Origin of the sequence: Halomonas maura, assembly GCF_030409305.1 — a bacterium.
GTDB lineage: Bacteria > Pseudomonadota > Gammaproteobacteria > Pseudomonadales > Halomonadaceae > Halomonas > Halomonas maura.
This window is the reverse complement of record NZ_JAUFPQ010000027.1, coordinates 63,594-83,956: the sequence shown is the minus strand read 5'-3', so window position 1 is coordinate 83,956 and position 20,363 is coordinate 63,594. Positions and strand designations below refer to the sequence as shown.

The following is a 20,363-nucleotide window of genomic DNA, read 5'->3' as shown; positions in this document are numbered from 1 at the left end:
CTATCCCAGGTGGCGGCGCAGGTCGCCCCGCACGCTGTCCAGCAGCGCGATGAAGTGGCTGTCGCCGGAGGCATCGATGCGGTCGACCCGCGCGACGCTGGCCATGCCGCGCCCCACCGACAACTGGTCGAAGATCTCCAGGGTCAACTTCTCGGCGTCGGCCGCGGCCGGCTCGAGGTGGCCATCCTGCAGCGTGAAGCTCGGCAGCAGGGTGGCGCGCACCCGGGTGGCCCCCCCCTCGGCCAGTACGCGGCGCACGAACAGCCAGCCCTCGCAGGCCAGCGACTGGCCGTTCGCGTGCTGACGCAGGAAGAGCGTGCGATAGCAGGCTCCCTGGCCGGCGGCCTTCTCGGCCATGCTGCGATAGGCCTCGGTGGTGCGGGTCGCCGAGACCCCCGAGGACTCGAGCTTCTGCCAGGCGGCGCGATGCTCGCGGTCCAGTTGGGCCTGCCGCTGGAAGGTGAGCCAGCGCTGATAGTCGTGGATCGGGTCGTTGGAATCCATGGGCTTTCCTTGCTCGGGAGGGTGGGAACGTCTCGCCCGGCGGTCGGGCCACCGTTGCCTCTGCCGCGATGGCCCGCCGGTCCGGGCCTCAGGCCTGCTGGCGCCCCTGGCCGCCGCGGCGCCGGCGACGCGAGGGACGCTGGCCGTCGTCGCTGCCGCGGCCGCCCTGGGCCTGCTGGGGCTTGCCGCCGCGGCCGCCGCTGCCATTGCCGCCACCGCCATTGCGACCGCGGCCACCGCCGCGGTTGCCGCGACCGTTCTCGATCGGTTCCGGCTTGGCGTTGGGATCCGGCTCGAAGCCCGGCTCGATGTGCTTCTCCAGGTCGCGCTTGATCAGCCGCTCGATATTGTTGAGCAGGCCGTGCTCGTCGACGCAGACCAGGGAGACGGCCTGGCCGTCGTTGCCGGCCCGGCCGGTGCGGCCGATGCGGTGGACATAGTCCTCGGCGACGTTGGGCAGCTCGAAGTTGACCACGTGGGGCAGCTCGTCGATATCCAGGCCGCGGGCGGCGATGTCGGTGGCCACCAGCACCTGCAGCTCGCCGGCCTTGAAGGCGGACAGCGCCCGGGTGCGGGCCGACTGGCTCTTGTTGCCATGGATGGCCATGGCGGGGATGTCCTGCTTGCCGAGGTGCTCGGCGAGCCGGTTGGCGCCATGCTTGGTGCGGGTGAAGACCAGCACCTGGTACCAGCGGTGGGCACTGATCAGGTGGGCCAGCAGGTCGCGCTTCTTCTCGCGGTCGACCCGGTAGACGGCCTGGTCCACGGTCTCGGCGGTGGTGTTGCGGCGGGCCACCTCGATCAGCGTCGGGGCGTCGAGCAGCTTGTTGGCCAGCGCCTGGATCTCGTTGGAGAAGGTCGCCGAGAACAGCAGGTTCTGGCGCTGCGGGGGCACCAGCTTGAGGACCTTCTTGATGTCGTGGATGAAGCCCATGTCGAGCATGCGGTCGGCCTCGTCCAGGACCAGGATCTCGATGCCGGAGAGGTCGACGTGGCCCTGCTGGTGCAGGTCGAGCAGGCGCCCCGGGGTCGCCACCAGGATGTCGAGGCCGGGCCGGATGGCATCCACCTGGGGCTGCTGGCCGACGCCACCGAAGATCACGTGGGAGGTCAGCGGCAGGTGGCGGCCGTAGTCGCGCACGCTCTCGCCCACCTGGGCGGCCAGTTCGCGGGTCGGGGTCAGGACCAGGGCGCGCACGCCGCGCTTGGCCGGCCGCTTGCCGCCGGACAGGCGCTGCAGCATGGGCAGGGTGAAGCCGGCGGTCTTGCCGGTGCCGGTCTGGGCGCTGGCCAGCAGGTCGCCGCCCTGCAGGACGGCGGGAATCGCCTGGCGCTGGATCGGGGTCGGGGTCGTGTAGCCCTGGGCATCGATGGCGCGAAGCAGGTCGGCGCTTAGGCCGAGGTCGGAAAAGGTCATGCGGTCTCCGCAACGACGCCCCGATCCGCGCCAGTCTTGGAGTCGCGACTGGCCAGTCCCGGGCCGGGGCGTGGGAATAAGGGTCAACGCGGCAGAAGGGACCGAGGTAGCCGCGGGAGGGCGCATTATGTCACAGCGTCGCCGTCAGCGCAGCCGGCGAATCCCGGCGGCGATCTCCGCGGCGACGCCGTCCCAGCTGTGTCCCAGGGCGCGCACCAGGGCCGGGTAGCCGTCGGCCACCAGCGGCGTGGTCACCCGGAAGGGCTCGAGGACCAGCAGGCGGCCGTCGGCGTCGCGCAGTTGCCAGCGGCCCTCGGTGACGGCCAGGCCGTCGTGGCGGCCCTGGAAGCGTTCCACCTCGACGCGCAGTCGCTGCGACGTCTCGGTCCCGGCGTCGGCCTCGAGCATCACCCGGGTCTCCGGCAGCCGATGGGCGAGCCGCTCGCGCAGGCCGCGCTCGAGCTGTCGGCCCAGGGGCTCGACCCACTGGTGGCCGCTGGCCTCCTGCAGGGTGATGTCATCGAGCTGGAAGACGATCCCCTCGACGTCCAGATAGCGTGCCAGGCGCAGCGGGCGCAGCACCAGTTGGTGGCGGGCCGCCGCCCCCGAGGCCTGATCGGAGGGGCGCGCGGCATCGTCGGGCAGCGTATAGCGAGTCGCTGGCTCGCCGCGGACGGCGCAGCCGCCCAGCCACAGCAGGGACAACAGCACGGCGAGGCCTTGAACGCGGGTCATGGCGGGCTCCTCCGGGTCGGGGCGCGAGGCATCGGATCCTCGGTCTGCAGGCTGTCGAACAGCAGGGCGCGGGGATCGTCGCCTAGCTGGCGGGCCATCGGCTGCAGGTCGCGCATCAGTCGCTCGACCTGGTCGAGGGTATCGGTCAGATCGCGGTAGGCCGGGGCCTCGGGCGAGAGGCCCTCGAGGGTGCCGCGCAGTTCCTGCAGGGTGGCGTTGAGGTTGCCGGGCAGGGCCCGGGTGCCCGGGTCGTCGAGCACGCTGCGTACCGTGGCGGTGAGTTCGCGGACTTCCTGGAGCATCGCCTCCGAGGTGGCGAGGTTGCGCGACAGGCCGCCGAGGATCGGCGCCACCTCGAGCTCGTTGAGCTTGTCGAGCAGGGCCGTGACCTGAGCCGTGATCTGGGCCAGGCCAGCGGAGGTGGTGGGGAAGACGGTGCGCCCGGCGAAGGTCTCGGGCTGGTACTCGCCGGCCCGCTGGCGATCGAGGGTCAGGTCGACGAACAGTGCCCCGGTCAGCAGGCTGCCGTTCTTCAGCGACGCCCGCAGGCCGCGCTGGAAGAGCCGGTCGAAGCGGGCCCGCCAGTCCTCGAGGTCCAGCGCCTGGCTGTCGATGCCCAGCCGCTGGGGCTCGATGCGGATCAGTACCGGAATGGCCAGCCGGTCCCGCCCGTTGGGCTGGGGCGCGGTGAAGTTCCAGGGCACGCTGGCCACCGTGCCGACCCGCACGCCGCGGAATTCCACCGGGGCGCCACGGCTCAGCCCGCGGATCGTATCCTCGATCAGCAGCACGTACTCGAGGTAGCGATCGAAGGTGCCCTGCCGGGCGCTGTCCTCGTCGGCATAGAGGGTAAAGGTGGTGTCGGGGTCGGCGGGCAGGCCGCGGGGGAGGTCATCGGGCACGCCGAAGCTCACCCCGCCGCCGAGCAATGCCTCCAGGGACTCCAGCTGCACGCGCACGCCTTCGGAGTCGAGGCGCAGGTCGACGCCACTGGCGGTCCAGAACCGCGTGTTCTCGGTGACCAGGCGGTGGTAGGGGCTCTCGATGAAGATGCGGTGGTGCATGCGCCGGGACGCCACCTCGAAGTCGGCTTCCTCGACGCGGCCCACGGCGAAGCCCTGGTAGGTCACCGGGTCCCCGACACTCAGGGAGTTGCCCAGCTCGCTGACCAGGTTGACCCTCAGGCCCTCGGCCCCGGGAGGCGCCACCGGCGGCTGCTCGCTGACCCGGAAGGTGCGCTCGTCTTCCTCGCTGCGCCCCGGCTCGAGCTGCAGGTAGGCGCCGGACAGCACGGTGTTCAGGCCGCTGATGCCTTCCCGGCCGATGCGCGGCTTGACCACCCAGAAGGTGCTGTCCTCGACGAGCAGGGGGGTGGCCTCGGGCTTCATCCGCGCCTTGAGGACCACCCGGGAGAGGTCATCCGACAGCGACACCGCCTCCACCTGGCCGATCTCCACGTTGCGGGTCTTGATCAGGGTGCTGCCGGCCTCGATGCCGTCGGCGCTCTCCATGGTCAGGGTGATCAGCGGACCGCGACCGAGGTAGTTGTCGTAGACCAGCCAGGCGCCGATCAGCAGCGCCACGATGGGCACGATCCAGATCGGCGAGAGCCGTGCCTGGGGCGTGGCCCGGGCACGATGCACATCGTCGGCCGAGTCGTCACGGGGCGAGTCGTTCATGGGCTGCGTCCTTGTCCGCGGCGGGTCGCGGGGGCGTATGGATGTCCCAGATCAGCCTGGGGTCGAAGCTCATGGCGGCGAGCATGGTGATCACCACCACGGCGCCGAAGGCCAGCGCCGCGGGGCCAGGCGTGACCGACATCAGGTTGCCGGCGCGGATCAGAGCCACCAGGATGGCGACCACGAAGATGTCGACCATCGACCAGCGGCCGATGAACTCGGTCAGCCGATACAGCCGGGTGCGCGACAGCGCGAAGTGGTCGTGGGCCCGGGGCGCCACCAGGCACAGCCAGGACAGGGCCAGCAGCTTGCCCACCGGCACGATCACGCTGGCCACCAGGATCACCAGCGCCACCGGCCAGGAGCCCAACTCGATCAGCTCGACGATGCCGCCGATGATGGTGGACGGGCTGCTGCGTCCCAGGCTGGTGGTAAACATGATCGGGTAGACGTTGGCGGGAATGTAGCAGATGGCCGCCGCGGCGAGCAGCGCCCAGGTGCGCTGGATGCTGCGCGGATGGCGCGCATGCAGGGGTTCGTGGCAGCGCCGGCAGCGGCCGCGGCCGTCGGCCTCGAGACGATTGACCAGGCCGCAGGTGGGGCAGCCGGTGAGGCCCTGGGCGGCGGCGGTCTCGCCGGTGCGGCTGCCTTCCGGGGCGCTCGGTTCCCCGGCCAGGGCGAACCATAGCCAGTCGCGATCCACCGACTGGGACGTGGCCAGCAGCATCAGGGCGAAGGCCCCGAAGGCCCAGAAGGAGGGGCCCAGTTCCACCTGGGCGAGGCCGGCGATCTTGATCAGGCTGACCAGGGTGCCGATCAGGAAGACGTCGGCCATCATCCAGGGCTCCAGATGGGCCAGGGTGCGGGCGATGCCGCGGCTCGCCGGCAGGGGGGAACCGCGCAGCAGGCCCGCCTGGAGCCAGACGACGCCGAGCAGATAGAGGGCGGGCAGCACCACGATGGTCAGCAGCACCGCGATCGCCACCAGGGGCGCGTCGTGGCCGATCAGCTGGGCGGCGGTCTGGGTCAGCTCGATGCGGTTGCCGACGCCGCCGACGCTGAAGCCGAGAAAGGGAAAGGCCAGGGCCAGGGCCAGGGCCGTCAGGGCGGCGAGGGACAGCGCCAGGCTGCGCTGGGCGGGGTAGCGGTGGCGCCGGACCTGCGGATGGCGGCAGCGCGGGCAGACGGCCTGCTCGCCGGCATGCAGGGGCGGGAGGGCCATCAGCCAGTCGCACTCGTGGCACGCGCGCAGGCGCCGCCGGGAGACTCGGACTTCCGGCGGGGCGCGATCCACGAGGGGCGCCTGCCGGGGCAGGGCGATATGGCGGAAGGCCGGCCTTGGCACTGGCGTGGGGTCCTCCTGACGATCAACGGGACTGTTACGGAGTGTGTCACGTTGACGCCGGAGGCACCATAGTCAAACATGCGGGCCTGAATGTTCCCCCTTGGAGATCCCATGATGCTTCCCGCTCTGGCGGTGGTGGCAGGCCTGATCCTGCTGGTATGGAGCGCCGAGCGCTTCGTCGACGGCGCCGCCGCGACCTCTGCACGGCTCGGCCTGTCGCCCCTGTTGATCGGCATGCTGGTGATCGGCTTCGGCACCTCGGCGCCGGAGCTGGTGGTCTCGGCCATCGCCGCCGGGCAGGGCAATCCCGGCCTGGCCCTGGGTAACGCCTACGGCTCGAACATCGCCAACATCGGCCTGATCCTGGGGCTGGTGGCGCTGATCTCGCCGCTGGCGGTACATTCCGGGGTGATTCGTCGGGAGCTGCCGGTGCTGGGGGCCGCGACGCTGCTGTCGGCGTTGCTGCTGCTGGGCGGCGGCATCGCCCGCCTGGAGGGCGTGCTGCTGCTGGTGCTGCTGGGGGGCTTCATGGCGGTCAGCGTCGTCAAGGGGCTGCGCGACGGCAGCGACCCCCTTTCCGCCGACACCGAGACCGACCTGGCGGCCCATCCCATGTCGCTGCGTGCGTCCCTGGTCTGGACGGGCATCGGCCTGGTGCTGCTGGTGGCGAGCTCCCGGCTGCTGGTCTGGGGGGCGGTGGCCATCGCCCAGAGCTTCGGCGTCAGCGACCTGATCATCGGCCTGACGGTGGTGGCCGTGGGCACCTCGCTGCCGGAGCTGGCGTCCTCGCTGAGTGCCCTGCGGCGCGGCGAGCACGACCTGGTGCTCGGCAACGTGGTGGGCTCCAACCTCTTCAACACCCTCGGGGTGGTGGGGCTCGCCGCGGTGATCGCGCCCATCGACGCCGGCCGCGAGGTGCTGCTGCGCGACTGGAGCCTGATGACCGCCATGACCGTGCTGATGGTGGTGTTCGCCACGGGCTGGCGGGGCCGGGCAGGGCGCATCAATCGCCTCGAGGGCGGCGCGCTGCTGACGATGTACGTGGCCTACATCGGTTTCATGATCAGCCTGGTGGTCGGCAGCGCGACGGCCTGAGTCGGCCGGCTGCGACAACGCGACACAGCGTCGGGCAGGGGCAATGCCTCGCCTCGCCCCGTACCGGGAGTATGATGGCGGGGATTGCCTGAGTGTGCGCGGGCGGGTGACGCGCGAGCCCGCCCTCCGTCGGGATTGGCTAGGCTGTTCAGGCACGCCAGATGAATGCGGCAGGACGCTCCCGCGTCCGATGCACCAGGGCACGACCAGCGCCCGATGCATCCTTGCCCTTTCGCCCGCAGGACCGAGGAGTGTCTCATGGAGCTTGATCCCCTGCTGTTGTCGCGGTTGCAGTTCGCCTTCGTGGTGTCCTTTCATGCCATCTTCCCGGTGTTCTCCATCGGCCTGGCATCCTATCTCGCCGTGCTCAACGGCCTCTTCTATCGTACCCAGAACCCCGCCTGGGAGCGCCTGGCGATCTTCTGGACCCGGGTCTTCGCCGTGGTGTTCGGCATGGGCGTGGTCTCGGGGATCGTCATGTCCTTCCAGTTCGGCACCAACTGGAGCAACTTCTCGCTGGCGGCCGCGAACTTCCTCGGGCCGATGCTCAGCTACGAGGTGGTCACGGCCTTCTTCCTGGAGGCGGCGTTCCTCGGCGTGTTGCTGTTCGGCCGCGGCAAGGTGCCCCAGGGCGTGCACCTGTTCGCCTCGATCATGGTGGCCATCGGCACCTTCATCTCGGCCTTCTGGATCCTCGCCGCCAACAGCTGGATGCAGACCCCGGTGGGCATGGAATTCGTCGACGGGCGCTTCCGCGTCACCGACTGGAGCGAGGCGATCTTCAATCCCTCCTTCCCCTATCGCTTCACCCATATGGTGCTGGCATCCTTCCTCACCGGGGGCTTCGTGGTGGCCGGCGTCAGCGCCTGGTACCTGCTGATCGGCCGTGACGTCGAGGCCAACCGCAAGGCCTTCTCCATGTGCCTGTGGCTGTTGCTGGTGCTGGCCCCGACCCAGGCGGTGGTGGGTGATTTCCATGGCCTCAACACCCTGGAGCACCAGCCGACCAAGGTGGCGGCGATGGAAGGCAACTGGGAAACACGCCAGGGCGCCCCCCTGCTGCTGTTCGCCTGGCCCGACCAGGACGCCCAGCAGAATCGCTTCGAGCTCGGCATCCCGGGGCTGGCCAGCCTGATCCTGACCCATCACCTGGACGGCGAGTTGCCGGGGATCAGTGAGGTGCCCCCGGCGGAACAGCCGCCGGTGTGGATCGTGTTCTGGTCGTTCCGCGTCATGGTGGCCATAGGCTTCGCCATGATCGCCGTGGCGGTCGCCGGGCTCTGGCTGCGTCTCAAGGGGCGGCTCTTCGGGGTCCATGCGCATCGCGGCTACCTGCAGCTGATGCGGCTGATGTCGGTGACGCCCTTCCTGGCCGTGCTCGCCGGCTGGTTCGTCACCGAGACCGGCCGCGCCCCCTGGCTGGTCTACGGCATCATGAGCCAGGCCGAGGCGGTGACCCCCTCGCTGACCGGTGGCATGGCGCTGTTCACCCTGGTCGGCTATGGCCTGGTCTATGCCGTGGTCTTCTGGGCCGGGGTGCTCTACCTGACCCGGGTGGTCCGCCAGGGCATGCTGCCCGAGGCCCCCCACGAGGACGAGGTCGAGCGGCCCAAGCGCCCCCTCTCCGCCGCCCACGTGCCCTTCGAAGACGCCGCCAGCCAACCGGGGAGGAGTTGAGCCATGGAAATGTTCGATCTGTCACTGATCTGGGCCGCCATCATCGGCTTCGGCGTGATCATGTACGTGTTGATGGACGGCTTCGATCTCGGCGTGGGGATCCTCTTCCCCTTCGCCCCGGACGAGGGCAGCCGGGACGTGATGATGAACTCGGTGGCGCCGGTGTGGGACGGCAACGAGACCTGGCTGGTGCTGGGCGGCGCCGGCCTGCTGGCGGCCTTCCCGCTGGTCTATGCGGTCTTCCTGCCGGCGCTCTATATCGGCGTCTTCCTGATGCTGGCGGGGCTGATCTTCCGCGGCATCGCCTTCGAGTTCCGCTTCAAGTCCCACCGCAACCGCCGCTGGTGGAACCGCGCCTTCAGCTGGGGGTCGGCGGTGGCCGCCTTCGCCCAGGGCGCGGTCGTGGGCACCTATATCCAGGGGTTCGCCGTGGAAGACTTCGTCTATGTCGGCGGGCCCCTGGACTGGCTCACGCCCTTCACCGTCCTCACCGGGGTCGGCCTGATGGCCGGCTATGCGCTGCTGGGCGCCACCTGGCTGATCATGAAGAGCGAGGGGCACACCCAGGAATGGGCCTACCGGCTGACGCCGAAACTGCTGCTGGCGGTGCTGGCGGTGTTCGCCGTCATCAGCGTCTGGACGCCCTTCGTCGACGACTTCGTGCGTGACCGCTGGTTCGGCCAGCTGCACCTGATCTGGATCTTCCCGGCGTTGGCGCTGGCCAGCGCGGCCTGGCTGTGGCGCTCGGTGCGGGAGCGCCGCGAGGGCCAGCCGTTCATCGCCACCCTGGGCCTGTTCGTCTTCACCTACCTGGGGCTGGTGGTCAGCAAGTGGCCGGTGATCGTGCCGCCGAACTACACCCTCTGGGAGGCCGCCTCGGCGCCGGAATCCCAGCTCTTCCTGCTGCTCGGCATGCTCTTCGTGATTCCCATCGTGCTGGCCTACACCGCCTGGACCTACTGGGTCTTCCGCGGCAAGGTCCGGGAGGGCGAGGGGTATCACTGAGGTCCTTGAGGCGCGCACCGCCCGCAGCTGGCTGGCGCGCCTGGCGCACGCCGAGCAACGGTGGCTGGCCCTGGCGGTGGCCGCCGGGCTCGTCGCCGGTGCCCTGACCGTCGCCCAGCTGGCGCTGCTGGCCTGGCTGGTGACGGCCCTGCTGGTGGAGGGCACGCCGCTGGCGGCGCTGGTGCCGGGCTTCTTGGCGCTGGCGACGCTGCTGGTGTTGCGGGCCCTGGCCCAGTGGGGCCAGGACGCCGCCGGGCTCGCCGCCAGCCTGCGCCTGCGCACCCGGGCCAGGGCCGAGCTGCTCGACCATCTGGCGCGGCTGGGGCCGGTGGGCATCGCCGGCCACCACACGGCCAGTCTGGCCAACCGGGTCGTGGACCAGGTCGAGGCGCTGGACGGCTATGTGGCCCGCTTCCTGCCCCAGCGCCGCCTGGCCGTGGCCATGCCGCTGCTGGTCCTCGCCGTGGTGGCCTGGCTGGACTGGCTGGCGGCGCTGTTCCTGCTGCTCTCCGCGCCGCTGATCCCGCTGTTCATGGCCCTGGTCGGCATGGGCGCCGAGCGGCTCAACCGCGAGCAGTTCGACGCCGTCTCGCGGCTGTCGCGGCATTTCATCGATCGGGTGCGGGGCCTCGCCACCCTGCAGCTGTTCGGCCACACCCGGGCGGCCACCCGCGAGGTGCATGCCGCCGCCGACGACTATCGGCGGCGCAGCATGCGCACCCTGCGCCTGGCCTTCCTGTCCTCGGCGGTCCTCGAGTTCTTCGCCGCCGTGGCCATCGCCATGGTGGCCATCTACGTGGGCTTCGGCCTGCTGGGCTATATCGCCTATGGGCCGGCGGACGAGCTGACCCTGTTCAGCGGGCTGCTGGTGCTACTGCTGGCCCCGGAATTCTTCCAGCCGCTGCGCAGCCTCGCCCAGCACTACCACGACCGGGCCGCGGCCCTGGGCGCCGCCGAGGGCCTGGTGGCGCTGCTCGAGGAGACGCCGCGCCGCGCCGGCCGAGCGCCGGCCGCGCCGCACGGCGCGCACTCGCTCGTCGAACTCGCGGGCGTGACGGTGTCGCACCCCGAGCGGGGACGGGTGCTGGGGCCCCTGGACCTGACGCTCGCCCGGGGCGAGATCCTCGCGGTGAGCGGGCCCTCCGGGGCCGGCAAGTCGACGCTGCTGCAACTGCTGGCGGGCTTCGTCGGGCCCAGCGAGGGGGCGCGGCGGGTGGCGGGGGATCACGCCTTCGCCTGGATGGACCAGCGTCCCCTGTTGATTCACGGCAGCCTCGCCGACAACCTGCGCCTGGCCGCGCCCGAGGCCGATGAGGCCGCCCTGCGCCGCGCCCTCGAGCGGGCCGGGCTCGGCGAGCTACTGGCCGCCTTGCCCGCTGGGCTCGACACCGCCCTCGGCGAGCGCGGCGTGGGGCTCTCCGGGGGCCAGGCCCAGCGCCTGGCCCTGGCGCGGGTGTTCCTCTCGCCGGCGCCCCTGGTGCTGCTCGACGAGCCGACCGCCAGCCTCGATGCGGCCAGCGAGGCCCGGGTGCTCGCGGGGCTGGCCGCCCTGGCCGCGGAGGGGCGCACCCTGGTGATCGCCAGCCACCAGCCGGCCCCACTGGCGCTGGCCCGGCGGGTGCTGCGGCTACGCGAGGGCCGAGAGGCGGGAGCGGTCCATGGCTGAGTCCCCGCGTCCCGGATGGTGCGCCACCCTGGGACCCTGGCTGCGCCTGCTGGGGCGGCGCAAACGTCGACTGATGGCCGGGGCCGGGCTGATGGGCCTGGCACTGGCCGCGGCATTGGGATTACTGGCCCTTTCCGGCTGGTTTATCACCGCCACGGGACTCGCCGGCATCGCCCTGGCCGCCGGTGCCGCACTGACGCTCGATGTCTATGTGCCCGGCGGGGGCATCCGCGCCTTCGCCCTGACCCGCACCGTGGCTCGCTACCTGGAGCGCCTGTATAACCACGACACCGTACTGCGCCTGCTGGCCGACCTGCGGGCCGGGATGTTCGCCGTCCTCGCCGATCTCGATGCCGCCCGCCTGGCCCGGCGGCGGGCCAGCGACTGGCTGAATCGCCTGACCGCCGACATCGATACCCTGGACAGCCTGTTCCTGCGCCTGCTGGCGCCGGCGGCGGTGGCCCTGGCGGCGATCCTCGCCCTGGCCGGCTTCCTGGCGCTGTGGTCTCCGGCGGCGGGGGGCAGCGTGGCCACGCTGCTGGGCCTGGCCTGGCTGTGGCTGACCCTGGGCCAGGCGCGGCTGGGCCTGGCCGCCAGCCGTCGCCGCGTGGAGGAACTGGAACGCCTGCGTGGGCGGGTGATCGAGCAGCTCCAGGGCCTCGCCGAACTCGAGGCCTACGGCAGCCTGGCGGACCATCGTCGGCGACTCGAGGCCGTCGAGGCCCGGCTCGCCGCCGATCACCGGCGGCTGGGGCTCGTCGCCGCCCTGGGCAACGCCCTGGCCGGACTGGCCACGGGCGCGACCTGGCTGGCCGCCCTGTGGCTGGCGGCCCGGGCCTGGCAGGACGGCCAGCTGGCCGGGCCGGTGATGGTGATGTTGCCGCTGGCCGTGCTGGCGCTGAACGAGGCGCTGGCGGCATTGCCTGCGGCCTTCACCCAGGCCGGTGCCACCCGGGCCGCCGCCGAGCGGCTGAATGCCCTCAGGGCGGCCCGGCGCCCGCCGTCTGCCCCGGCCACGGCGTCGCTGCCCGAGGGGCCGCTGGCGGTGACCCTGGAACGGGTCGGCCTGCGCTATCCCGGTGCCCTGACCCCGGCCCTCGACGGCCTCGACCTGGCCCTCGCACCGGGGGAGCGTCTCGCCCTGTATGGCGCCTCCGGGGCCGGCAAGTCGAGCGTGGCGGCATTGCTGACGCGCCAGCTCGCGCCGACCGCGGGTCGGGTGCGGCTCGCCGGCAGGCCGCTCGCCGAGATCGCCGAGGCCGACCTGCGGCGGCGCACGGCCTGCCTGACCCAGCTCACCGAGCTGTTCGACGACAGCCTGGCGGCCAACCTGCGCATCGCCGACCCGGCGGCCGAGGAGGCGCGGCTGTGGGAGGTGCTCGAGGTGGTGGAACTGGCCGAGTGGGCCGAGGGCCTGCCCCGAGGGCTCGCCACCCGGGTCGGCGAGGGCGGTCGGCGGCTGTCCGGCGGCCAGGCCCGGCGCCTGTCGCTGGCCCGCCTGCTGCTGCGCGACCCCGGACTGGTGATCCTCGACGAGCCCTTCGCGGGCCTCGACCGGGCCCTGGCCGAGCGCCTGGCCGGCCGCCTGGATGTCTGGCTGAGGGGGCGCAGCGTGCTCTACCTGGCGCATGCCGCCGACACCCCCGTGGGGCCGCTGCCGGGGCTGACGCGCCGCCTGGTGCTGGAGGCGGAAGCGCCACGCGCCCTTTGCGCCCGGGCGCGGAATCTTGGAGGATAGGGCAAAGGACCTTTGCGAGGTGAGCCATGCGGGATTTCCTCAAGCGCCTGCCCAAGGCCGAACTGCACCTGCACATCGAGGGCACCCTCGAGCCGGAACTGATGATGGCGCTGGCCGAGCGCAACGGCGTGTCGCTGCCCTATGGCTCGGTGGAGGCGATCCGCGCCGCCTACGACTTCACCGACCTGCAGTCCTTCCTCGACCTCTACTACCAGGGCATGAGCGTGCTGCGCACCGTCCAGGACTTCGAGGACCTGGCGATGGACTACTTCCGGCGCGCCCACGACGAGGGGGTGGTGCACGTGGAGATGCACGTCGACCCCCAGGCCCACCTGTCCCGGGGCGTGGCGCTGGCCACGGTGATGGAGGGGCTGGGCCGGGCCCGGCGCCGGGCCGAGCGTGAACTCGACCTGTCCACGGCGATGATCCTGGCCTTCCTGCGCGACCGGCCCGCCGACGAGGCGCTGACGCTGCTGGAACAGGCCGCCCCCTACTGGGAGACCCTGGACGCCGTGGGCCTGGACAGCGCCGAGCTCGGCAACCCCCCGGCGAAGTTCAGCGAGGTGTTCCAGCGGGCCAGGGCCCTGGGCCTGGCCCGGGTCGCCCATGCCGGCGAGGAGGGGCCGCCCGACTACATCCTCGAGGCGCTGGATGCCCTGGAGGTCTGCCGCATCGACCATGGTGTGCGCTGCCTCGAGGACCCGACCCTGGTCGAGCGGTTGCGCGCCGAGGCCATGGTGCTGACCGTCTGCCCGCTCTCCAACCTGCGCCTCAAGGTGGTCGAGCGCATGGAGGACCATCCCCTGCCGCGGCTGCTCGAGGCCGGGCTGACCCTGACGCTGAACTCCGACGATCCCGCCTACTTCGGCGGCGGCATGCTGGACAACTTCCTCGCTTGTCGGCGGGCCTTCGGCTGGTCCCGGGAGGTCTTCCTCGACCTGGCCGGCAACGCCATCGAGGCGGCCTTCATGCCCGAGGCGCGCCGCCGCGAGCTGCGCGATCGTCTGGCCGCCTGCCGCTAAGCGCCGCCCCCAGGCCCGCCGTCGGCCACAATCCGCCACAAAAAGGGGCGACCCGTTGCCGGGTCGCCCAAGGTCTACACCCCATCTTGCGCGTGGATCAGGCGTCGACGGGCGTCGTCGCCTCCGCCCTTTGGGCGTCACGGCGATGCACGCAGCGGCCGTCCGCCCAGGTGGCCAGCACGGCCCGGTCGTCGCCGAGCATCATCAGCGCGAACAGGCGCTCGGCCAGGGTCTTGCAGTGGGCGGTGCGCCGGGCCAGCAGCGGGGTGGCCTCGGGGTCGAGGACCACGATGTCGGCCTCGCCCCCCTCGCGCAGCCGGCCCACCTGGCCATCCAGGTGCAGCGCCCGGGCATTGCCCAGCGTCAGGCGGTAGAAGCCCTGCCAGGCGGTCAGCGGCTGGCCGAGCAGCTGGCCGACCTGGTAGGCGGCCTTGAGGGTGGCCAGGCCCGAGAGATCGGTGCCGCCGCCCACGTCGCTGGCCAGGCTGGTGGCGACGCCCGCTTCCCGGCAGGCCTGGCGGTCGAACAGGCCGCTGCCCAGGAACAGGTTGGAGGTGGGGCAGAAGGCGATGTTGGCTCCGGCCCCGGCCAGCCGCTGGCGCATCCCCTGGTCCAGGTGGATGCCATGGGCGAAGGTACTGCGCGGGCCCACCAGGCCGTAGTGCTCGTAGACCGCCAGGTAGTCCTCGCACTCCGGGAACAGCTCGGCGACCCAGGCGATCTCGCCCGGGTTCTCGGACAGGTGCGTCTGCAGGTGGAGGTCGGGGGCATTGCGCAGCACGCCGCCGGTGGCCTCGAGCTGTTCGCGGGTCGAGGTGGGGGCGAAGCGCGGCGTCAGGCTGTAGCCCAGGCGCCCCTTGCCGTGCCAGTCGCCGATCAGCCGTTCGCTGTCGCGCAGTCCGCCCAGGGTGTCGTCCACCAGGGCCTCGGGGGCATGGCGGTCCATCAGCACCTTGCCGGCGAGCATGCGCAGGCCGCGGCGCCGGGCGGCCGCGAAGAAGGCATCCACCGAGCCCGGGTGGGAGGTGCAGAACACCTGGGCGGTGGTGGTGCCGACCCGCAGTGACTCGTCGAGGAAGGCCTCGGCCACGGCCTCGGCATGGGCCCGTTCGGCGAAGCGGCATTCCTCCGGGAAGGTGTAGTCGTTGAGCCAGTCGAGCAGCTGGCGGCCGTAGGACGCCATGATGTCGAGCTGCGCATAGTGCACGTGGCTGTCGATGAAGCCCGGCAGCATCAGCTTGCCCGAGTAGTCCACCACCTCGATGCCCGCCGGCAGGTGGGGCGCCAGGGCGGCGTAGTCGGCGACGGCGCGGATATGCCCGTCGACCAGCCACAGGGCGCCGTCCTCCAGGTAGCGCACGCTGTCCGGCACCGGGGTGTCGCCGTCGCCGGGATCGGCGTCGAAGCTCAGCAGGGGGCCGCGCAGGACGCGCATATGGGAACGTGGGTCGGTCATGGTTCTCTCCGATGGGCGCCGGCTCGGCCGACGCTCAGTCGCGTGTAGGGGAAAAGGTCTCGCGCAGGGTCTCGGGGGACACGCCGCGGCGGTCCTGGCGCTCGCTCTCGGGCTTGAGGGTCAGCAGCTCCGCGGCCACCGCCAGGGCGATCTCGTAGGGGCGCTTGCCCTGGGCGCCCGGCACCCCGATGGGGCAGCGCACCGTCGACAGCGCCGCCTCTCCATGCCCCGCGTCCGCCAGCCGGCGGCGAAAGCTCGCCCACTTGCTCTGCGAGCCGATCAGGCCGATCGAGGCGCAGTCGCCGCGGCGCAGCAGGGCATCGACCAGGGCCCGGTCCTCGGCGTGGTCATGGGTCATCACCAGGGCATGGCAGCCCGCGGGCAGGCCGTTCACGGCGGCCTCGACTTGCGGCCCCTCGCTGCCCGGGGCGATGCACTGGCGGCGCATGCGCTCGCCCTCGGGGAGCGTGTCCGGGAAGGCGTCCTCGCGGCTGTCGAACCACAGCACCCGCCAGGGCAACGGCGAGAGCACCTCGACCAGCGCCTGGCCGACGTGGCCGGCGCCGAACAGCGCCACGCTCATCTCGGCACCGGCGAACAGCTCGATCAGCACGTGCACGTAGCCGCCGCAGCACTGGCCGGAACGCCCGCCCAGCGGGAAGGCCTCCAGCCGCGTGCCGGCCTCGCCCCGGGTGAGGGCCTCCCGGGCCGCCTCGATGACCTGCAGCTCGAAGGTGCCGCCGCCCAAGGTGTCGTGGACGGCGTCCGGGGTGATCACCATCTTGGCGCCGGGCTCCCGGGGCGTGGAGCCGGCCACGCCCACCACGCTGGCCAGCGCATGGGGGCGCGCCTCGCGCTGCAGCCGGTCGAGGGCCGCGTGCCAGGGCTCAGGCCGGTGCATGGTCGGGCCTCGCGGCGGGCGAAGGCTCGGCCTGCCGCAGCGCCTCGGCGACCATCAGCACCCGCTCCGGGGTGGCCGGGGTGTCCAGCGCCGGGCTGACCCGGTAGTCGGCGAGGCTCGCCAGGGCATCGCGCAGCGCCGACCACACCGAGATGCCGAGCATGAACGGCGGTTCGCCCACGGCCTTGGAGCGGTAGATGCTGGCCTGGGAGTTGGGATGCCCCTGCAGCAGGTCGACGTTGAAGGTCGGCGGCAGGTCACCGAAGGCCGGGATCTTGTAGGTGGCCGGGCCATCGGAGACCAGCCGGCCGGCGTCGTTCCACTTGAGCTCCTCGCTGGTCAGCCAGCCCATGCCCTGGATGAAGGCGCCCTCGATCTGGCCGATGTCGATGGCCGGGTTCAGGGAGTCGCCGACGTCGTGGAGGATGTCGGCGCGGCTCAGCCGGTACTCGCCGGACAGGGTGTCGACCTCCACCTCGGCCACGGCGGCGCCGTGGGCATAGTAGTAGAAGGGCCGGCCACGCCCGGTGGCGCGGTCGTAGTGGATCAGCGGGGTGGCGTAGAAGCCCTTCTCGGAGAGCGAGACCCGGGCCATGTAGGCCGCCTGGACGAGCTCGCCCCAGGGGATGCGCGTCTCGGCCTCGCCGATGCCGGCCACCAGGTGGCCGTCCTCCAGGCGCATGGCCTCGCGATCCAGCCCGCCGGCCTCGCGGTCGAAGTGCGCGGCGGCGAAGTCGAACAGCCGCTCGCGCAGCTTGCTGGCCGCATCCCGGGCGGCCTGGCCGTTGAGGTCGGCGCCGCTGGAGGCGGCGGTGGGCGAGGTGTTGGGCACCTTGTCGGTGCGGGTGGCGCTGATCCGCACCCGCTCCAGGTCCAGGCCCAGTTCGCGGGCCACCACCTGGCAGACCTTGGTGTGCAGGCCCTGGCCCATCTCGGTGCCGCCGTGGTTGATCATCACGCTGCCGTCGGTATAGACGAGCAGCAGGGCGCCGGCCTGATTGAGGTGCTGGACGGTGAAGGAGATGCCGAACTTCACCGGGGTCAGCGCCAGGCCCTTCTTGATGATCGGGCTCTGCGCGTTGAACGCGGTGATCTCGCGACGGCGCGCCCAGTAGTCGCTGCTGGCTTCGAGCTGCGAGACGATGTCCTGCAGCAGCGAGAGCTGCTCGACCCGCTGGCCGTAGTGGGTGACGTCGCGGGGCGTGCCATCCGGGTCCTTCTCGCGATAGAGGTTGCGCCGGCGGATGGTCAGCGGGTCCTCGCCGAGGTGCCGGGCGATGTCGTCCATGGCCCGCTCGATGATCATCATGCCCTGGGGGCCGCCGAAGCCGCGGAAGGCGGTGTTCGAGGCCTTGTGGGTCCTGGCCCGCTGGCCGGTGACCCGGGCGGCGCCCAGCGAGTAGGCGTTGTCGGCGTGGAACATGGCGCGATCGACGATGGCGTCGGACAGGTCCGGCGAGTAGCCGCAATCGCCGATCACCGTGATCTCCCCGCCGGCCAGCACGCCCCGGTCGTCGACGCCGAGCCGGTAGCGGTTGTGGAAGGGGTGACGCTTGCCGGTGGCGCGGCTGTCCTCGGCGCGGGGCAGGCGGATCCTGGTGGCCCGTCCGGTGCGCCGGGCGATGATGGCGGCGATGCAGGCCCAGGGCGAGGCCTGGGTCTCCTTGCCGCCGAAGCCGCCGCCCATGCGGCGCATCTCCATGGTCACCGCGTGGAAGGGGATGCCGAGCACCTCGGCGACCAGCTTCTGGGTCTCGCTGGGGTGCTGGTTGGAGGTGTAGACCATCACCCCCTCGTCCTCGGTGGGCTGGACCAGGCAGGCCTGGCCCTCCAGGTAGAAGTGTTCCTGGCCGCCGACGAACTGCTCGCCCTCCAGCACGTGGGGGGCGTCATTCAGGGCCTGCCGCCAGTCGCCGCGCTCATGGGTATGGGTGGGGCGCACGAAGTCGCCGCGCCCGGCGGCGATCACCGGGTCCAGGCAGGCCGGCTGCTCGTCGATCTCGACCACCGCCGCCTGCACCGCCAGGCGGGCGGCCCGGTGGCTCTCGGCGGCCACGGCGAACAGGCACTGGCCGACGTAGCTGATCTCGTCATCGGCGAACAGCGGGTCGCCGGGGAAGACCGGGCCGATGTCGGTGTGGCCGGGCACGTCGGCGAGGGTGATCACGTCCACCACCCCGGGGGCGCTGCGCACCGCGTCGAGGTCGAGGCGGGTCAGCCGGCCATGGGCCACCGGCGACAGGCCCAGCGCCACGTGCAAGGTATCGGCGGGACTGGGGATATCGTCGATGTAGGCGGCCCGGCCGGTGACGTGCTTGACGGCGCTCTCGTGGGCGCGGGAGGCGCCGGAGCCCCCTTGGGGGGCGACAGTCTCCCGCGCCAGGGGGGCGTCCCCCTGGTTACGTTGCCAGGAAGGCTGATCGGCGGCGGAATCGCTGCCACGAGCGGCTTCGGGCGAGGTGGAAAGCCTAGTGAGCGTACGCATCGAGAGTCACCTTGGTCGCAGGGGTATTGTTATCGGCGTCGTTGGTGGTGTCGGCCGGGGCACGGTCGGCCGCGATCATCAGGCGCAGCCGCTCGAGCAGGTTGCCGGCGGCGAGGCGCCGGTACTCCGCGCTGCCGCGCACATCGGACATCGGGGTCAGCTCCTCGGCGAGCGCCGCGCGGGCCTCGGCGAAGGCCGCGGCGTCGGGGGCATGGCCTTCCAGGGCGGCCTCGGCGGCCGGGGCGCGACGCGGGATGGCCGCCATGCCGCCGAAGGCCAGGTGGACATCGCGCATCACGCCGTCCTCGAGGCGCCAGGCGAAGGCGGCCAGCACCGCCGAGATGTCGTCCTCTCGACGCTTGGACAGCTTCCAGACCTTGAGATTCTGCTCGGCGCCCGGGCGCGGCAGGAAGATCGCGGCGATGAACTCGTCCTCGGCCAGCGCCGTGCGCTTGTAGTCGAGGAAGAAGTCCGCCAGCGGCAGCTCGCGGGTGCCCCGCGGGCCGTCCAGGCGCAGCCGGGCGTCGAGGGCCAGCAGCACCGGTGGGGTATCGCCGATCGGCGAGGCGTTGGCGATGTTGCCACCCAGCGTCGCGCGATTGCGGATCTGCGACGAGGCGAAGCGGTGCATCAGGTGCTCGAAGGCCGGGTAGTGCTCGGCCAGCAGCGGGGTCAGCCGTGCGAGGGTCACGGCGGCACCGATCCACCAGCCCTCGGCGGTCTCCTCGACGGCGTTCAGCTCGGTGACCTGGCGGACATCGATGATGTCGTCCAGGGTCTTGAGCTGCTGGGTGGTCTCGAGCCACAGGTCGGTGCCGCCGGCCACCAGCCGGGCCGCGGGGCGCCTGGCCTTGAGGGCGCGCAGGGCGGCCAGGTCCTGGGGGGCCACGTAATGGCCGGCGGCTGCCGGCGCGCCCTCGGCGGGGCGGCGTAACCAGGCCACGTTGCTGGCCAGCATGGGATCCTCGGCCCACTCGGGATCGGCCGCCGGGTAATCGCCCATGCTCAGCGCGGCGTCGCGGATCGGCCGGTAGCCGGTGCAGCGGCACAGGTTGCCCCCGAGGGCCTCCTCCAGGCGTTCCTGGGTCAGCGGGGCCGGCCGGCGGCGCTGGTTCTCGTAGAGGGTGAACAGCGACATCACGATGCCCGGCGTGCAGAAGCCGCACTGGCTGCCGTGGCAGTCGACCATCGCCGCCTGGGCGGGGTGCAGCCGCTCGCCCCGGGCCAGGCCCTCAACGGTCACCAGGTGGCAGCCCTCGAGCTGGTAGGCGGGGGTGATGCAGGCGTTGGCGTTGTGGTAGACGAGCTCGCCGGAGGCATCCGGCTCGCCGATGGCCACGGTGCAGGCCCCGCAGTCGCCGGAGGCGCAGCCTTCCTTGGTGCCGGTCTGGCCCAGTGTCGTGCGCAACAACTCGAGGATGCTGGTGTCGGCGCTCACGTCGGTGCAGCGCTGACGCCTGCCGTTGAGATAGAAGTCGATCATGGCCGGCTCCGTTTGTGGTTGTGTTGGCCGAAGGAGTAGGGGTTGAGTTGATTCTTGACCATTCGGTCAGCTTTGGCAAGTTTCCCCTGCACTTTTTTGTCGGCAGGTGGCTCGGATTGCCTTGTGGGGCGCCTCTCAGGCAAGCTTTCGTCCCA

The 20,363-nt window shown here is 71.7% G+C and carries 15 protein-coding genes; 6 read left to right on the top strand and 9 right to left on the bottom strand.

The genetic code is table 11. The features are described 5' to 3' along the window. From QWY76_RS18075 to QWY76_RS18055, 5 genes are all read right to left on the bottom strand, one after another. Window positions 1-504 carry a hypothetical protein gene (locus tag QWY76_RS18075; RefSeq protein WP_290312875.1) on the bottom strand — a complete coding sequence of 168 codons (504 nt, stop codon included), beginning with the start codon at window positions 502-504 and terminating at the stop codon, window positions 1-3. A gap of 88 nt (window positions 505-592) precedes the next feature. After that, complete coding sequence (locus QWY76_RS18070; RefSeq protein ID WP_290312874.1) at window positions 593-1,921, bottom strand: DEAD/DEAH box helicase; 1,329 nt, start codon at window positions 1,919-1,921, stop codon at window positions 593-595. A 144-nt stretch (window positions 1,922-2,065) separates the two neighbouring features. Continuing rightward, on the bottom strand, window positions 2,066-2,656 hold the full coding sequence (locus QWY76_RS18065; protein ID WP_290312873.1) for a PqiC family protein: 591 nt from the start codon (window positions 2,654-2,656) through the stop codon (window positions 2,066-2,068). After that, complete coding sequence (pqiB, locus tag QWY76_RS18060) at window positions 2,653-4,335, bottom strand: intermembrane transport protein PqiB (protein WP_290312872.1); 1,683 nt, start codon at window positions 4,333-4,335, stop codon at window positions 2,653-2,655. Before pqiB ends, QWY76_RS18065 begins: the two co-directional genes overlap by 4 nt. Beyond that, entirely contained in the window at window positions 4,316-5,680 is a 1,365-nt protein-coding gene (locus QWY76_RS18055; protein ID WP_290312871.1) for a paraquat-inducible protein A, read from the bottom strand. The genes pqiB and QWY76_RS18055 overlap by 20 nt, the downstream gene beginning before the upstream one ends. A gap of 111 nt (window positions 5,681-5,791) precedes the next feature. Here QWY76_RS18055 and QWY76_RS18050 point away from each other — a divergent pair, with 111 nt between their 5' ends. The 6 genes from QWY76_RS18050 (at window position 5,792) to QWY76_RS18025 (ending at window position 13,883) form a co-directional block, all read left to right on the top strand. Continuing rightward, window positions 5,792-6,775, top strand: coding sequence for a calcium/sodium antiporter (locus QWY76_RS18050; RefSeq protein ID WP_290312869.1), 984 nt, complete (start codon window positions 5,792-5,794; stop codon window positions 6,773-6,775). Window positions 6,776-7,033: 258 nt separating this feature from the next. Further along, window positions 7,034-8,452 carry a cytochrome ubiquinol oxidase subunit I gene (locus tag QWY76_RS18045; RefSeq protein WP_290312868.1) on the top strand — a complete coding sequence of 473 codons (1,419 nt, stop codon included), beginning with the start codon at window positions 7,034-7,036 and terminating at the stop codon, window positions 8,450-8,452. A 3-nt stretch (window positions 8,453-8,455) separates the two neighbouring features. Further along, window positions 8,456-9,457 (top strand): cytochrome d ubiquinol oxidase subunit II, encoded by a 1,002-nt coding sequence (gene cydB / locus QWY76_RS18040; RefSeq protein ID WP_290312866.1) that lies wholly within the window; start codon window positions 8,456-8,458, stop codon window positions 9,455-9,457. Beyond that, window positions 9,450-11,123 carry a thiol reductant ABC exporter subunit CydD gene (gene cydD, locus QWY76_RS18035; protein ID WP_290312887.1) on the top strand — a complete coding sequence of 558 codons (1,674 nt, stop codon included), beginning with the start codon at window positions 9,450-9,452 and terminating at the stop codon, window positions 11,121-11,123. Before cydB ends, cydD begins: the two co-directional genes overlap by 8 nt. Then, window positions 11,116-12,861, top strand: a complete 1,746-nt coding sequence (cydC, locus tag QWY76_RS18030; RefSeq protein WP_290312865.1) for a thiol reductant ABC exporter subunit CydC — start codon at window positions 11,116-11,118, stop codon at window positions 12,859-12,861. Before cydD ends, cydC begins: the two co-directional genes overlap by 8 nt. 26 nt (window positions 12,862-12,887) lie before the next feature. Beyond that, entirely contained in the window at window positions 12,888-13,883 is a 996-nt protein-coding gene (locus tag QWY76_RS18025; RefSeq protein WP_290312864.1) for an adenosine deaminase, read from the top strand. Between the two features lie 97 nt (window positions 13,884-13,980). Here QWY76_RS18025 and guaD read toward each other — a convergent pair whose 3' ends face one another. From guaD to xdhA, 4 genes are read right to left on the bottom strand one after another with little or no spacing between them, the layout of a single operon-like run. Further along, on the bottom strand, window positions 13,981-15,339 hold the full coding sequence (gene guaD / locus QWY76_RS18020) for a guanine deaminase (protein WP_290312862.1): 1,359 nt from the start codon (window positions 15,337-15,339) through the stop codon (window positions 13,981-13,983). Between the two features lie 34 nt (window positions 15,340-15,373). Then, a complete protein-coding gene (gene xdhC, locus QWY76_RS18015) occupies window positions 15,374-16,240 on the bottom strand; it encodes a xanthine dehydrogenase accessory protein XdhC (RefSeq protein WP_290312861.1) in 867 nt (288 codons plus the stop codon). Next, window positions 16,227-18,725 carry a xanthine dehydrogenase molybdopterin binding subunit gene (xdhB, locus tag QWY76_RS18010; RefSeq protein WP_290312860.1) on the bottom strand — a complete coding sequence of 833 codons (2,499 nt, stop codon included), beginning with the start codon at window positions 18,723-18,725 and terminating at the stop codon, window positions 16,227-16,229. Before xdhB ends, xdhC begins: the two co-directional genes overlap by 14 nt. Then, window positions 18,709-20,208 (bottom strand): xanthine dehydrogenase small subunit, encoded by a 1,500-nt coding sequence (gene xdhA / locus QWY76_RS18005; RefSeq protein WP_290312859.1) that lies wholly within the window; start codon window positions 20,206-20,208, stop codon window positions 18,709-18,711. The genes xdhB and xdhA overlap by 17 nt, the downstream gene beginning before the upstream one ends. Window positions 20,209-20,363: the final 155 nt, after the last annotated feature.